This window comes from Shewanella benthica KT99 (genome assembly GCF_000172075.1).
Classification (GTDB): domain Bacteria; phylum Pseudomonadota; class Gammaproteobacteria; order Enterobacterales; family Shewanellaceae; genus Shewanella; species Shewanella benthica_A.
Genome location: NZ_ABIC01000014.1, coordinates 1 through 14,025 on the forward strand (window position 1 = coordinate 1; position 14,025 = coordinate 14,025).

At 45.6% G+C, this 14,025-nt stretch carries 14 protein-coding genes and 2 pseudogenes; 10 read left to right on the top strand and 6 right to left on the bottom strand.

The window, feature by feature from the left end:
• Positions 1–417 precede the first annotated feature (417 nt).
• Both KT99_RS08495 and KT99_RS08500 read left to right on the top strand, forming a co-directional pair.
• Complete coding sequence (locus KT99_RS08495; protein ID WP_040571768.1) at positions 418–849, top strand: universal stress protein; 432 nt, start codon at positions 418–420, stop codon at positions 847–849.
• Positions 850–939: 90 nt separating this feature from the next.
• The gene (locus KT99_RS08500; protein ID WP_005498978.1) at positions 940–1,383 is read left to right on the top strand and encodes a universal stress protein; all 444 of its coding nucleotides are present in this window, start codon (positions 940–942) and stop codon (positions 1,381–1,383) included.
• Positions 1,384–1,688: 305 nt separating this feature from the next.
• Here KT99_RS08500 and KT99_RS08505 read toward each other — a convergent pair whose 3' ends face one another.
• Both KT99_RS08505 and KT99_RS23550 read right to left on the bottom strand, forming a co-directional pair.
• Positions 1,689–3,098 carry an alanine dehydrogenase gene (locus KT99_RS08505; protein WP_005498979.1) on the bottom strand — a complete coding sequence of 470 codons (1,410 nt, stop codon included), beginning with the start codon at positions 3,096–3,098 and terminating at the stop codon, positions 1,689–1,691.
• Between the two features lie 408 nt (positions 3,099–3,506).
• Positions 3,507–3,665: pseudogene (locus tag KT99_RS23550) on the bottom strand (TetR/AcrR family transcriptional regulator); the annotation flags it as partial.
• Between KT99_RS23550 and KT99_RS08510 the strand changes: the two are divergent.
• From KT99_RS08510 to KT99_RS08540, 7 genes and pseudogenes are all read left to right on the top strand, one after another.
• A pseudogene (locus KT99_RS08510) lies at positions 3,658–3,933 on the top strand (oxidoreductase); the annotation flags it as partial. The pseudogenes KT99_RS23550 and KT99_RS08510 sit on opposite strands and share 8 nt — an antisense overlap.
• Positions 3,934–4,252: 319 nt before the next feature.
• The gene (locus tag KT99_RS08515; protein WP_232504272.1) at positions 4,253–4,600 is read left to right on the top strand and encodes a hypothetical protein; all 348 of its coding nucleotides are present in this window, start codon (positions 4,253–4,255) and stop codon (positions 4,598–4,600) included.
• A 255-nt stretch (positions 4,601–4,855) separates the two neighbouring features.
• Positions 4,856–5,539, top strand: a complete 684-nt coding sequence (locus KT99_RS08520; RefSeq protein WP_420038539.1) for a HupE/UreJ family protein — start codon at positions 4,856–4,858, stop codon at positions 5,537–5,539.
• Between the two features lie 47 nt (positions 5,540–5,586).
• The gene (locus KT99_RS08525; protein ID WP_005498991.1) at positions 5,587–6,288 is read left to right on the top strand and encodes a hypothetical protein; all 702 of its coding nucleotides are present in this window, start codon (positions 5,587–5,589) and stop codon (positions 6,286–6,288) included.
• A gap of 447 nt (positions 6,289–6,735) precedes the next feature.
• The gene (locus KT99_RS08530; protein ID WP_040571770.1) at positions 6,736–7,689 is read left to right on the top strand and encodes a zinc metalloprotease; all 954 of its coding nucleotides are present in this window, start codon (positions 6,736–6,738) and stop codon (positions 7,687–7,689) included.
• Between the two features lie 35 nt (positions 7,690–7,724).
• The gene (locus KT99_RS08535; protein ID WP_040571771.1) at positions 7,725–8,111 is read left to right on the top strand and encodes a hypothetical protein; all 387 of its coding nucleotides are present in this window, start codon (positions 7,725–7,727) and stop codon (positions 8,109–8,111) included.
• Between the two features lie 169 nt (positions 8,112–8,280).
• The gene (locus tag KT99_RS08540; RefSeq protein ID WP_005499001.1) at positions 8,281–8,631 is read left to right on the top strand and encodes a hypothetical protein; all 351 of its coding nucleotides are present in this window, start codon (positions 8,281–8,283) and stop codon (positions 8,629–8,631) included.
• Positions 8,632–8,978: 347 nt separating this feature from the next.
• On the opposite strand, the gene KT99_RS08545 is transcribed toward KT99_RS08540, so the two are convergent.
• The 3 genes from KT99_RS08545 to KT99_RS08555 all read right to left on the bottom strand — a co-directional run bounded on the left by KT99_RS08545 (position 8,979) and on the right by KT99_RS08555 (position 12,027).
• The gene (locus tag KT99_RS08545) at positions 8,979–9,518 is read right to left on the bottom strand and encodes a DUF924 family protein (protein ID WP_005499002.1); all 540 of its coding nucleotides are present in this window, start codon (positions 9,516–9,518) and stop codon (positions 8,979–8,981) included.
• 111 nt (positions 9,519–9,629) lie between these two features.
• Positions 9,630–11,213 carry a PH domain-containing protein gene (locus KT99_RS08550; RefSeq protein ID WP_040571772.1) on the bottom strand — a complete coding sequence of 528 codons (1,584 nt, stop codon included), beginning with the start codon at positions 11,211–11,213 and terminating at the stop codon, positions 9,630–9,632.
• 1 nt (position 11,214) lies between these two features.
• Positions 11,215–12,027 carry a PH domain-containing protein gene (locus tag KT99_RS08555; RefSeq protein ID WP_005499004.1) on the bottom strand — a complete coding sequence of 271 codons (813 nt, stop codon included), beginning with the start codon at positions 12,025–12,027 and terminating at the stop codon, positions 11,215–11,217.
• A gap of 212 nt (positions 12,028–12,239) precedes the next feature.
• Between KT99_RS08555 and KT99_RS08560 the strand changes: the two genes are divergently transcribed.
• Positions 12,240–12,530, top strand: coding sequence for a winged helix-turn-helix domain-containing protein (locus tag KT99_RS08560; protein ID WP_005499005.1), 291 nt, complete (start codon positions 12,240–12,242; stop codon positions 12,528–12,530).
• 140 nt (positions 12,531–12,670) lie between these two features.
• Here KT99_RS08560 and hmpA read toward each other — a convergent pair whose 3' ends face one another.
• Entirely contained in the window at positions 12,671–13,918 is a 1,248-nt protein-coding gene (hmpA, locus tag KT99_RS08565; protein ID WP_005499006.1) for an NO-inducible flavohemoprotein, read from the bottom strand.
• Positions 13,919–14,025 lie beyond the last annotated feature (107 nt).

A 14,025-nucleotide genomic window follows, 5' to 3' on the forward strand; every position in this document is an offset into this window, starting at 1 on the left:
ACGACTGATTGGTCGGTCTGTGTGGGGTAATCATAATTCACTATGGAAGTAAGATCTAGCCCTGCTTAAAAATAATACGCATCGTTAGAGGATAGAGGAGTGACATCTATCGATAAGGCGAGGAGGATAAAGGATAGGATTAACAGGCATTTTGGGACTATGCTTAATACATGAGAACGGCTCTAAATGTTCAATACTTATAGCTAATCGTTAAATTTTCGATAGGGACGTCGAACGCGATCTGAGAGGGTCACTAGACAAGGTTTGGCGTAGCCCTATTGGACTAAGTATGGCGCTGCTCGTGGCACATGTCATCAGCGACCTGTAGGCAGTAGATTGGGGCTATGCCATTTATTTTGAGATAAGGTTCAGGGGTTTAGGCTTAAGAACTGGGAGCTTATCTATTAGGAGAATGTCATGCGAACTCGTCAAATACTCTGTCCCACAGATTTTTCTGAGACAGCCTCCCATGCAATGAGCTACGCCTTTGAAATGGCCAACTTCTATAGTGTAGGCATTCGCATATTGCATGTGGTCGATAAGCCATTCGGCGATAAATATACACGCGTATTATCAGTAACTCCCGAGGAACTCGCGAGTCGAATGGAGGGGGAGGCAGCTGAAAAGATGCGTAAGCTGATTGGAACCTTAGATTCCGGTTTGTCGGTTGAGGGGGTTATTCGCCACGGCTCACCGGCCGAGGAGATCTTGGCATCGGCTAGTATGATAAACGCCGGGATGATCGTCTTAGCCAGTCATAGTCACACAGGTTTAACCCATTTTCTCCATGCGAATGTGGCGGAAGCTGTGGCAAATAAGGCTAAGTGTCCGGTCTTAGTGGTTAAGTAAATTTGGTCTGGATTCTAGTTCTAAGTTCTAGGGTCTAGGAAGGCTTATTGAGAGCTGACTATTTAGAAGCTGATCCAACAGGAGAGAGTTATGCGTACTCGTCATATACTGTGCCCGACCGACTTTTCGGAAACGGCATCCCATGCCTTAGGTTATGCCGTCGAGATGGCAAATCTATACGCAGTTGATATTAGGCTGCTCAATGTGATTAGCCTGCCATACGGTGCACCTGATTTTGGCATCGTTATCGATAGCCCCGCCGAATTGCTGCAAGACCAGGAAGCCTACGCCGATGAGAAGATGAAGAAGATGGTAGCAGAAGTGCGCGAACAGATGCCCAGTGGCTTGTTGGTACATACCAATATTCGCAGCGGAGGGGTATTAGCTCAAATATTGGAAGAAGCCGAAGAACGTGAAGTGGGCATGATAGTTATTGCAAGTCATGGTCATACCGGAATCTCACACATGTTAAGTCCGAACGTAGCCGAGGCCGTCGCCAATCAGGCTCTATGCCCTGTGTTGGTGGTTAAATAAAGCTAATAAGACAGCTTCGAGTTCAAGACAAGGCTAAGAAAGTCTCGAGTTGTAAGCTTTAAGTTTTAAGAAAAAGCTAAGAAAGTCTCGAGCTGTAAGCTTTAAGTCTTAAGAAAGGCCATAGAACTGGCAGGCTCAAGTTGGTCCAAGGCTGGAGTGCTACTATCCCTAGGTCATTCCGGTGTGCTTGTGGCCGGAATCCAGTTTTTAGCTTTTAGCTTTAAGGCTCGAGGCTGCAAACAATGACAATATTGTAAAACTAGGGGGAGCATCGGCTCCCCCTAGTTATGTAGACTTTTTTTAGATTAAAAGGGACCACAGACCAGAGCAGGTCGTATTCCGGGGGCTAAATCTTTAATGCCATCGATCAGTTGTTCATGACCAATCAACACCTCGACTATCTGGCTAGAATAGCGAATGGCGGTTTCACGCATCATTCCCATCATAGGCCAGCCCCATAGCGCGGAAACAAACACACCATCCTGTACCAGATAGGGGGCAGTCAAGAAGCTACAACTTATGACTGCTTCTACTGGGCTCCTGTTGGTAGGGCTGCCGCCGACCAGGTCTATGACCACCGAATTATGAGGCATTAAATCTTTGATGTGTTGGTTGCTGATTAAAAAGTTATTTCCTCTCAGATCAGCCGCTTGTTCGGCGCCATTGACGACGATATCGGCATCCTTGAGCCAATAATCAATTCTACCGCTGCTAGTCTGAGCGCGTCCTAATACATGGATATGTTTGATGCCTTGGCTATGCAATTCATCTAATGCCCCTTGGCCTACGTTACCATAGCCTAGAATGACAGCTTTACAGTTGGAAATATCCAGAGAGGGCTTATTTTTCTTCAGTAGATCCATGCCGTATCTCGCACCGGCTTGACCGGTTTCGTGTAGGCACTGGATACGGCGTAAGCCAAATTCAGCGGGTGGATGACTGGCTCTGTAGGCCTCGACGGCTTGCTGACCTTGTTCGCGCTCAAATTCATGCATGTCGAATAGGTGAGTGCCGTTATCTTTCAGTTGAGCGAGTATGTTATGGGGATCATCAAAGCTCTGACTGTCGTATAAATACAGGGCATTGCTTCCGCTGGCATCTAGCTCATCGAAAGTGATATTGGGCTGGATTACCTGTAATGAGCGTGGATTACGGTTGCCACATCGGTTGATTGCTCCGCGAAGACGTTCACTCCAGCCGATGATTCTGACTCGCAATCCGCCCACGCTATTGTCACTGAAGAAGGGATCCAAGGCCTGATTCATGGCCACTCTTCCTAAGATTCGAGTATCCGACTCCTGATTGGGAGATTCGTATATCTCTTCCATGGCGATGACATTGATACGCTTGTCTTGCAGTAATTTGGCTCGTTCCGGGTAGGAGTTAAAATGTGCCATGCAAAACAGGGTACAGCCTTCACTCATGTTTTCTATGGAAGCGAGTGACGGCCCTTTAAACTTAATGATGAGCGCTTTATCTAAGTATATTTGTTCTGCCGTCTGCATGATGGCGCCATTTTTCAGGTATTCGTCATCGGTAAAAGAGACACCTTCTCCGGCACCATGCTCAACATAAACCTTGATCCCGGCTTGGACGAGTCGACCCACATCATCGGGGACTAGTGCCACACGTTTCTCGAGCCCACCAGGGTTTTCAGGTGACTCTATCTCTTTAACCAGGGCAATGGAGGAATAACGAGCAAAACTCATGGACATAGATTTATGTACTCTCATAATATAAGGTAAAAAATAGTTTTGAGCATAACATATAACTTGGTGTAGAGTCTGAACTTGAGTTTTACCAAGGTGTTTGTGACTGCTTTTTGGTTTGATATTGATACGAATGACTATGTCGTCAGTAAATATTGGTTAATCGTGTTATTGCTATGGGGTTAAGAAAGTCGCGAGTTCAGGGAAGAGCTAAGAAAGTCTAGAGTTCAGGGCAGAGCTAAGAAAGTCTAGAGTTGTAAGTTTTAAGTCTTAAGATAAAGCGAAGAAAGCCATAGGACTGGAGTGTATAGCCCCTATGTCATTCCGGCATGCTTGTGGCTGGAATCCAGCTTGAAAGATTGAAAGTCTGTCGCTTTAAGTAATAGTTGTCTTACAGGTCATCTGTTTCCTGATTTATCGACACAGGTCCCGATAAAGCTGATCGGCCAGTTCTTGTATGGTGTCGCCTTCGGGATGTGTGTGTGCGAAAGTTCTCAGGCCATATACTCCTAGCATGAAATAGCGTGCCAGATGCTCTGCATCGCGCTCAGTTGTGAGCTCACCTTTGGCTTTCTTACATATAGGTATCTTCGATGATGCCATGGAGTTCGACTATTTAGGTGGTCGTGCTTCGAGTTACGTGCGTAGTATCTATAGTAAAACCTTAGTGGGTGTAGGTAGCTATACCGCTGAGACGGATAGCCGTGCCATAGCGGCAGATAAATTTGATCTGCTAGCCATAGGCAGACCCTTCATCGCTAATCCAGATTACGTGGAATTAGTGCGTGATGGTAAAGCGCTGGTGGAATACTCAGATGAGATGCTGACTAGCCTGGTGTAACGAGTACTGTATAGAGGCTAATAATAGAGGCTAATAACGACAAGAAGAGGGTTAGGTGTATCCCTCTTCTTGTTAAATCGAGTTCATCTTAGTGCCTTATTTAGGTTAACACCTTGATAACAGAGCCCGCTATCTGATTTAATAGCTGAGACTGAATTATTGGAGTCCGGAACTGAAAACACATGCTTCACAGCCTCTCGCCTCGTATGGCCAGTTTAGCTCGAAGGTAACACTGGCTATTTTGCTGGTGGTGTTATTGTGTCAGTTTCTCGCAATCGGTTCGGCTTTCTCTGTGCAATACCCTAGCGGTGAACACCCTATGGGGATTGACGTTAGTCATCACCACAGCCATATAGACAGTTCAAACTCTTATGCTTCAAACTCTTATTCTTCAAGCAAGCAAGTCTCTCATCACCATGCTCCTTTAGCATTTAATGCCACTGTGCCTTCAGCTTTTGAGAGCAATGAACTCACTATTTTAGATGGCGCATCGACAGTAAATGCAGAAGCTGAACATGAACATGCTAACCATTCACATACTCAGTCTCACCCACCTGCTGAACCTATAATCATTTCAAGTTTTTTCCAGTCTGAAATCCTCAAAGATGATGATATTTCATACCTTAATTGCCGCCATGCGCCGCCCATTCCACCTCCTCACACATAATATTGCTTCATTTTTTTAGCGTAGGAGCTCGTTTTTACGAGTAAAACGTTAATCCAATATTGTTAAGACACTTAATCTGCTTATAGCTTATAGCTTATAGCTTATAGCTTATAGCTTATAGCTTATAGCTTATAGCTTATAGCTTATAGCTTATAGCTTATGATTTAGTGCTATTTAATTGATTTAAATGTTATTTTTGGAGTATGTGTAATGAGCCATCCTTTGGCCAAAACCATGACGACTATGAGTAAAGTGATGACTCAAACTATGACCTTGTTGGTGGTCTTTTTTGGGATATTTGCTTCTTTTTCGTTATCGGCACATGGGGTCGATGAAGGTACCAGGCTGTTTTTAACTCAAAATGAAGGGGTATCGATTCTGCCCTTTATCTATATCGGAGCCAAACATATGGTTACCGGTTACGATCATCTCTTGTTTCTTGTTGGGGTGATTTTCTTCCTGTTCAGAAGTAAAGATGTGTTGCTCTATGTCAGCCTGTTTACCTTAGGCCACAGTATCACCTTGTTGTTTGGTGTGCTCAGTGACATTCAGGTCAATGCCTATCTTATCGATGCCATTATTGGTTTCTCTATCGTCTATAAAGGTTTCGATAACTTAGGCGGTTTCAAGCGGGTGTTTGGTTTTCAGCCCAATACTAAAGCTGCGGTGATGATCTTCGGCTTATTCCATGGTTTTGGCTTAGCCACCAAGATTCAGGAGTTTAATCTGCCACAGGAAGGGCTGGTGCCTAATATTCTGGCATTCAATGTTGGGGTGGAGATAGGTCAGTTCTTGGCTCTGGGGGGGGTACTTATCTTGATGAGTTTCTGGCGACGGCACAGGAGTTTTCTGCAGTTTTCCACTGCGGCTAACACCTTGTTGATGAGTGGGGGCCTGATGTTAGTCGGCTTCCAGTTAACGGGATTCTTCGTTAGCTAACAGACCCAATTTGACATCAGAAATAGATTTAAGCTTAAGGAATAATCATGAAAAACAATGACAAGCCAAGTTCAACAAATCACAACGATACACTGTTTAATAGCATTCCGGTGCACTCCATTGCCACCTTAGTCAAAGCCAGTGTTGCCGCTGCGGCGATTGCAGCAGTTGTCTTGGTCACAGCTATCTTGCCTGCCGAGTACAATATCGATCCAACCGGCATAGGTAGGGCGTTGGGATTAACTGAAATATCTCAGGCGGCTTCAACCAGCGCAGCAAACACAGTTGAGAGTAAAGCGACAGATAAGAGTGCCAGCTCAGTCAAGAATAACGAGACCGTTTTCGCCTTTGGACAAGCCACGCCAGTGACGAGTACAGAGATGGCTAATGCCCCGAGTGTTGCTCAGATAGCTCAAGCTCGCCAGACTCCCGGGGTGAGAAGCGATACTGTTAAGATCAATATCCCCGCGGGTAAGGGGCTCGAATACAAGTTATTGATGGATGAGTTTGTTCACTTAGAGTATGAGTGGAGCACGGGTGGCGAGGAGCTGTATTTTGATTTCCATGGTGAGCCTAAGGGAGATACCACAGGTTATTTCGAGAGTTTCTCTATCACTACGTCAGATAAGATGAAAGGGTCCTTGACCACGCCATTCGCCGGTGCACATGGCTGGTATTGGAAAAATAAAACAGACTCTGCAATCATTGTGACCCTATCGACAACAGGGGATTACAGCATAAAGGGCTAGCTGTTCTGAGCTAGTTGTTATAAATAGCTTTGTACTAAACCTTTCTATAATTATAAGAGGCGCATCCATGGGATGCGCCTCTTTGCATTCACACTCACTTAATCTGCTCAACAAGCTAGTGTGTAATTCTGTCAGCCGTAAACATCAGCTGAGCCTAAAGAGTCTCAGAACAGAAAAAAAGGAGGAGTTAGAAGCTCTAAATAATTAATTTATCTAGCTAAGTATTTGTTGAGTCTGAAATGAGCTAAGTAGTGATGCCATCAGAGCTTCAGTCATTTTTACCTAGGTTATAATTTAGACATTACAAGTTAACTATGTAAGCAATTATTCACTTTATTTCTCTATTTGAAGCTTTGTTGAGCTAGCGGTTTGAAAGAGATGTTTGCATGAGTTGTTTATGTTAGTCACATGAATCGGTGGAGGGCAAAGCCTCCCAGGAGGTTTCAGATGTTTAGGTCACTTTTATTATCGGTATGCCTACTACTCTTAACCGTGCCGCAATCTATGGCTGCGGGGCCAAATCCTGATGGCAAGGGGTGGGATAATGCCAATCCTAATGCCGCATTTAAACGTTGCGGCACGAGAACGCCTACGGAAGTAGAGGTTCATCGGATTAATAAACGTCTCAACGCGATGAAAAAGCCAGATGGAGTGGGTAATGGTAATGGCGGAGGAAATGGTAATGGAGGCAATGATGATAATGGCACGCCATCCAATCCGACCATAAGAAGCATTAATGTGTACTTTCATGTCCTAACCGATGGTGCAAGTGGTGCACTTTCTACAGCAGATATTGCGGGGCAGATGAACGTGTTACAAGCAGCCTTCTCTTCGGGTTCGAATAGCAATGATACGGGTATCAAGTTTGTTTTATCAGGGACAAGTTATACTGATAACCCAGCTTGGTTTAATGCTGGTTATGGTTCTGTCGCTGAAAAAATAATGAAACAGTCACTTCGAATTGGCGATGAAGATGATCTGAATGTATATACTAATAATCCGGGGGGAGGATTATTAGGTTGGGCGACGTTCCCTAGCGATTATGGCGGGAACCCTGATAATGATGGTGTGGTCATACTCTACTCATCTTTGCCTAATGGCAGTGCCACTCCTTACAATGAAGGTGATACCTTGACCCATGAAGTTGGGCACTGGCTTGGCCTTTATCATACCTTTCAAGGTGGGTGTAATGGTATTGGTGATGATGTGGTAGATACACCGGCGGAGCGCTCACCAGCCTATGGTTGTCCAACGAATAGAAATTCCTGTAAGAGGCAGTCAGGTGATGATCCGATCACAAATTTCATGGATTATACTGATGATAATTGTATGGATGAGTTTACTCTGTGGCAGGCCGAACGTATGGATAAAATGAGTAATATATACCGCACACCTGAATAAAGAGTACTTAGCTTATGACTTTTTTGAAATGGAAAATGTCTTTTATTCATATAGCTATTTTACTACTTGGGTTATGTATTTCGCTTTCGGTAGCAGCCGAGGGGCGTCTTCGTCCCCCGGCTGACTTTGACTGTGAGCCTAATCATATGACTTCCTGGACCGGGACTCTAGTCTTTTACTGGCGAGGTGCGTCCCAGTTGGGTTTCACCATAGACACAGATGATGGCACGCAAGAGTCCTTGATCACGCCTTATAGCCTGGATAAATTGTTGATCAATGGTGAGCACTTCACCGATGAAGATTGGTCCAGAGTCGAGTCGGAAGTCGGCCTACTCAAGCCGATGACCAGAGCCAGAATCTGGCTTTGTGATAATGATGGCAATGCCACCTTGATCGACTGGCAGATCAGTACTTTTTTGTAGATTCGTCATCTGCTCTTCCTCTTTCCTTGCCCCATTTTTTGGCTTAGTGATAAGCTGCTAACTGACATCCTCTTGTGCCGATTGGTATTAGTTCCTGTAGACTCAAGCCTCCCCATAAAGTACTGGCTAGCGCTCCCAGTACGATAGAGATGATTAAGGTGAAACTGAGATGAGAAAGTCGGATAAGAAAATTGAAAATAGCCTGAGAGAATCACTGACTCACGTCTGTGAACTGGCACTGGAGCATGTCGAGGGCTTCGAGTGGATAACTCACCTAGTTAATTACGATAAGTTTCCTCAGTCATTAAGAATTGTCTGTGTATTTAATACCGATGCCGAGTTATCCGCTGCGATAACCAATAAACAGGATGAGTATCTTATCGGGCTCATTGAGCAGGAACTGGCTAAGGTGGCGATTAAGGTCGGTGATTTAACTAACAAGGTCAGCTTCGATACCGAAGAGAAGTGCAGCTCACAAGCCGAAGGGAAGTGGGAGCTACGTTTGAAGCGTCATGGATAAATAGACCGATATATTGATTGTTTTTGACTGGAGCAATATCTGTCAGGAAAACCTTCGGTGTCATCTGCATACTAGCCTCATATTCAGCAGGGAATATATATTGGTATGAGGATGAGTGAGCTTTATCGTGGAGCTCGCCATCTTGAAAGCTTGATGGGATCTTATGCAGTCGAAAGCAAAAATAGACAGTTACGATAAAGTGATGAACCGGGTCTGTGACACTATTTATGAAAAATCAGAACTTCTTCCCCGAAGTGGCAGAGCATGAACTGATAACAGACATTTACCTGCCTTTGGAGTGACATTAGGTCCTAGGTTCCAAGCACTAGAACCTAGGACCTATCAATCTAGAAGCTTGATCCTGGCTGCGACAGAAACTCTACTTCTTCTGACGTCGATTCTCGCCCAAGGATCTCATTTCTATGTGGGTATCGGCCAAATTGGTCGATAATCACCTTATGCCTGCGCTCAAACTCTAAGTTACCCGCTGCGGCTTCTCTGCTAAACAGTACCATGGCAATTTCATGGATCTTCTGAGATTCACTGTGCATGTAAGGCATAAACAGGAAAGGCACCTGCTTGGCTTTAAGTTCGGTATCCGCACCCTGTGCCACGGCTTCCTGCGCCAGCGCGAGCGCTAAGGGATCCGAAGCGAAAGCCTGTGGTGTATCCCTGTGTATGTTACGACAAAACTGATCCAATAGGATGATCTCGGCGAGGCGTCCCTGAGGTGTGGCGCGCCAATGATAGAGCTCACCGGCCTGAGCTTGTACGACGAGCAAACCGAATCTCTGTTTTATCAGTGCATCAAATTCAGTATCTTTAACCCACCAGGCTTTAGGCTCTATCTCGTCGAACCAAAAATTGATGATAGTTTCAGGTGTCATCTGTATCGTCTGTGACTGTGTATATTCACTTGTGTTCAAGAGTATTCTCCTTTTTCAGGCTCGAGGTTGAGCACTCGGTTCCTAGGTTATAGAACCTAGGAACGGGTAAATTTAAATCCAATTCTGATAAGAGCGACCCGTTATGGCTAAGGCACGCTCGGCAATTTCTCTGGCATCATGCAGAGGTAAATAGGGGATGGTCTGGGTACCGCTTGCAAGACCGAGTTCAAGGGTCGCCAGGCCTTTTCTTTGCTGACCTTTAGTCTGAATAATGGTGACGTGTTGTACTTTTTTTAGCGCAATTAAGTGCCAGCTATGGCCAAGCATGCCTGTGTGGATCCAGCAGTCATTGCCATCTAAGCAGTAACCCCATTGTCGATATCGCAAATAGAGACCAATAGTAAAGCCTAAACCGATCACCCACATCAATTCGGTGATGGGGCTGAGTCCCATGCCTAGGGTGTTGACCGCTGGCACGATAAGCGGGGCCAAGCCTCGTCGCCAGTACCAGCCAAAATGTATGGGATTATAGTGTTTGGGAAGCTCAGTCGTCCTGGCTTCGATGCCCTTCATATCTTGCAGTAGTGCAGATACGGTCTGTCGAGTCATGCTGGGCACTAACATATGACGTTGGGATTTTTGCTCGACTTCCGTGCCTTTTACCTGTTTGAAATAGACGGTCCACAGCTTGAGTAGTCTGCCTATGACAGGTTGTGAGAATCGTATGACCTGAATTCGCTGTAGGGCCAAAGCATCACTCTGTTTAGCGATAATACCGCCACTTCTGTGCAGCGTGTTGTTATCTCTGCTCAGATGATAGGGATAATATTTGAGCACAGATGCGGCCATAGAGATCAATGACAATAGCAAGTAGAAGCCAATCAATAACAGACTAGCCAGTACGATTTGGTAAATCACATGGTTACCGATAGTGAGCTCATACCCGTGCCACGCCGACTGAGCTAGATGAGTGTCGGCGAGTTGCGACCAGTCAAATTGGCCAATGATTGGACCGGCAATAATGGCAAACCAAAACAGGTTGTTTTGATATAAACCAAACAACAATAGTGGCTTAAAACCTTTGCGAACTAAGCTTTCGCTTCTGGTCTTAAGGCCTTTACTAGCGTAAGTGCCATGGGATTCGGCGCCATTGATCTCGGCATTATTTCCTCTGGCATTTTTAGCCTGATATTTATCTTCTGCATCAGCTGCAACATCCTCTAATGCCGAGGGAAGAAGAGGGTTAACCAACTGGTGTTTTAATTGGATCGCCTTGCGATAGCTGACCGCGGCGAGTACCGCTTCATCTTCTTTGGAGCCAGCGGTCTCCACGACTAAGCTGTAGAGTCCCATGGGCCTGAAATAGAAGGGCTGTTCCAGACGCACATTTTGTATCTTGCTCAAGGGGATCTCGTGGGTCTTCTTAAAAATGAGCCCTTGGCGAACGCCAAGTTTATCTTCATATAAGCGATAACGAAACATGGCCCATTGAATGATGGCATAGACGAGTACCGCGAGGGCAACACCAACCACAGCCACTATGACCCAGGGGGAGTTAAAGCCTTGTTTCCAACCCGTATAGACCACAGGGATCATGGCATAACCGTTGGAGATCACTAAACGAATAGTATTTAAGGTATAGCTGATTATCGACCAGGGCGAGAGTCCTGACCATTGTGAGAATCTCTTGTGCATATTAGCGCTCACTTTCTGTGGTGAGGCTGGCTGGTTTCGATTCCTGTCTCTCTGAATGTGTATCAGGAGAAGTATCGGTGGGAGTCTTGAGGGATGTCTCTGACGAAGTGTCAAAGGAGCTATTTATGCCTGGTTCTGGATTTAAACTCGAGTCTGGATTGATGTTTGCATTACCGCTTTGACTGGCAATGCCCGCTTTTGCCAGCAGATGCTGCCTGAGTTTTTCGGCTGTCCTGCTTTCTAAGCCTGGCAGCTCTATCTCGGCACTGCCGCTACCAGCACTGAAACACTTAAGTGTATGCAGGCCAAATTTTCTCTCTAAGGGGCCTTGAGACAGACTGATATGTTGCAGTCGGGTATAAGGTAGGGAGATACGTTTAAACCAGACGATCCCTTTTTGCATCAAGAGCTCGTGATCACATACCGCGAAGGCAATTGACTTAGCATGGGCATAACGTACCCAGGTGATGACACTAAAGGCCAGGCCTAAAACAAGCAGCACCGGCAGAGCGACCAGAATAGGAAACTCTGCGACTAAGATGATAAATACCGACAGTGCACTGAAAAGAACCAGTGTCGCTATGATGGTCTCACATAATACTTGGGTGTAGTAGCGAGGATCCACTGCAGTCAAAGGGATTTGATCGAAGCCAAGCCAATCGGACTCGGCTTGAGTCTGTCTGGGTAACTCATGCTCTTTGGAGGTTATTTCGTCTGCAACTCGCTCCGAGGTTGGCAGAGTCAGCGAGGCACTGCCTGATGCATTATCTGCAGCCTTGTTTGTCGCAGTAGCCAAATCAGTCGAATTATCCATATCTTGTCAATTTGTTCCTATTATTAGAAAATCACTATATCAGGATCCCGCCAACATACTCTAGGTCAGACATATTTCACAACAATTTAATGGCAGGATTTAAGCGTTGGCATAAAATTGCCTGAAACAATTCCCATTGCGAGTATTCATTCATAATGTGCTATTTTATCAATAAGTAATTGATTAGCCACTAGCTGAAAATAGGTGTTTTTGTGGATATTGAAGTCTCTAAACAGAAAAAAGCATTTTTACGTAAGCTCTATCTCGCTCACGCCATCGACAGCGAGCAGCATAACCTGCTCTCTTTGAATAAACACACAGGCATGCCAAGAAGAACCCTGCAAGATTCGATAGCCGCCTTGAGCGATGTCGGTATCGAATGCCAGTTTGTACAGGATGGAGAGCGTAATAATTCGGGATATTACAAGATTAATACCTGGGGGCCGATAAGCTCAGCCTGGGTCGATACCCACCTGGATGAGATAACTAAGCTGCTTGTTTAGATTTGTTATTTATTGAATAAAATACCCCCCGTGATACAAACCTGTATCACGGGGGTTATCAGCCAGTCGTTAAGGTAAAGATGCCATCCTCATTGTTAACCGTGATGTTTACGCCTCCTGAGTCACCTTTATAACTGTTCTTATAACTCGGAATGTGGACCGAAGACTTCGTAATGAATACGGGTATCTTCGACGCCCAGCTCGATGAGTTGCTGTTTAACAAAGCGCATAAAGGCGACCGGGCCACAGAGGTAGAAGTCACCTTTATCCAGAGGCAGATCGGCTTTCATGGGGACTAGGTTCATAAAGCCCATATGGCTGTTGACGCTGCCGCTATTACTCTGGCCCAGACCTTGTGAATTCAAGGCTTCCTGCTCATTGCCATCGAGTTCTCTGTACCAGGTATGGTGAGTCAACTTGAGTTCACTTGTCAGCGCCTGCACTCGATCATTGAAAGAGTGTTGGGCCAAGTTTTCACAGGCATGTAGGTAAAATACCGGCTTGTCGGATTTTTTCGAGGCAAGCATTTCCAACATAGACTGCATGGGAGTGACACCAACACCTGCCGAGATAAGTACCACAGGTTCGTTGCGCTCCACATAATGAAAATCACCTGCCGGTGGGAATATATCTAGCACGTCGCCCACATTCACTTGGTCATGTAGGTAGTTGGAAACGGTTCCCGGCTCATCATCTGGGTTGCTGGAGTCTTCACGTTTTACCGATATGCGGTAAGTCTTGCCATTGGGCTTGTCTGACAGTGAGTATTGACGCATCTCGCGGTATTCATGATTGGCAGGTTCTACCTTGATGCCCAGATACTGACCGGCTTGGTAATCGACCACGGGCTCGTCATCGACTGGGGCAAATATAAAGCTGGTGACCAGGGCCGATTCCTGACGTTTCTCTATCAGCTTAAACTGTCTTGCGCCGAGCCAGCCACCGACTCGATTGGCATTTTTTTGGTAGAGCTCTTCTTCGCGGTTAATGAATATCCCGGCTAACACACCGTAGGCTGCGGCCCAAGCTTCTTCGACTTCGGCGGTAAACGCCTCCGGTGCCAACTCTCGTAGTGTGGCTAGCAGGTGGTGTCCCACAATCGGGTAGTGCTCGGGTTGAATATTTAGGCTGGTATGCTTATGCGCGATACGCTCGACAGCCCCAGAAAGGGCAGCGAGGTTGTCGATATTTTTAGCATAGGCTGCGATGGCGCTAAACAGCGCAGCTGGTTGGCCTCCGGTGCGTTGATTGGTCATATTAAAGATGTGTTTAAGCTCTGGATTATGCTTAAACATGCGCTGATAAAAGTATTCGGTAATGCCAGTGCCTGCAGATTCTAATAGGGGAATAGTGCTCTTTACCAGTTCAATATGTTTTGCAGATAACATTTAAATATCCTTCATTATTATGGGTGACTTATGCATCATCCCTTCGGGTGATGGTATTGTTTTTACTGTTTTAGCTTGAGGGTATTAATCAGTGAGCTTCATAATTT

Bases quoted from the DNA above. Each gene is read 5' to 3' on its own strand.
- hmpA (WP_005499006.1), bottom strand. From the start codon at position 13,918: ATGTTATCTGCAAAACATATTGAACTGGTAAAGAGCACTATTCCCCTA.
- KT99_RS08505 (WP_005498979.1), bottom strand. From the start codon at position 3,098: ATGTCCATGAGTTTTGCTCGTTATTCCTCCATTGCCCTGGTTAAAGAG.
- KT99_RS08545 (WP_005499002.1), bottom strand. From the start codon at position 9,518: ATGACACCTGAAACTATCATCAATTTTTGGTTCGACGAGATAGAGCCT.
- KT99_RS08520 (WP_420038539.1), top strand. From the start codon at position 4,856: ATGACTCAAACTATGACCTTGTTGGTGGTCTTTTTTGGGATATTTGCT.
- KT99_RS08525 (WP_005498991.1), top strand. From the start codon at position 5,587: ATGAAAAACAATGACAAGCCAAGTTCAACAAATCACAACGATACACTG.
- KT99_RS08555 (WP_005499004.1), bottom strand. From the start codon at position 12,027: ATGGATAATTCGACTGATTTGGCTACTGCGACAAACAAGGCTGCAGAT.
- KT99_RS08515 (WP_232504272.1), top strand. From the start codon at position 4,253: ATGGGGATTGACGTTAGTCATCACCACAGCCATATAGACAGTTCAAAC.
- KT99_RS08540 (WP_005499001.1), top strand. From the start codon at position 8,281: ATGAGAAAGTCGGATAAGAAAATTGAAAATAGCCTGAGAGAATCACTG.
- KT99_RS08550 (WP_040571772.1), bottom strand. From the start codon at position 11,213: ATGCACAAGAGATTCTCACAATGGTCAGGACTCTCGCCCTGGTCGATA.
- KT99_RS08495 (WP_040571768.1), top strand. From the start codon at position 418: ATGCGAACTCGTCAAATACTCTGTCCCACAGATTTTTCTGAGACAGCC.
- KT99_RS08500 (WP_005498978.1), top strand. From the start codon at position 940: ATGCGTACTCGTCATATACTGTGCCCGACCGACTTTTCGGAAACGGCA.
- KT99_RS08530 (WP_040571770.1), top strand. From the start codon at position 6,736: ATGTTTAGGTCACTTTTATTATCGGTATGCCTACTACTCTTAACCGTG.
- KT99_RS08535 (WP_040571771.1), top strand. From the start codon at position 7,725: ATGTCTTTTATTCATATAGCTATTTTACTACTTGGGTTATGTATTTCG.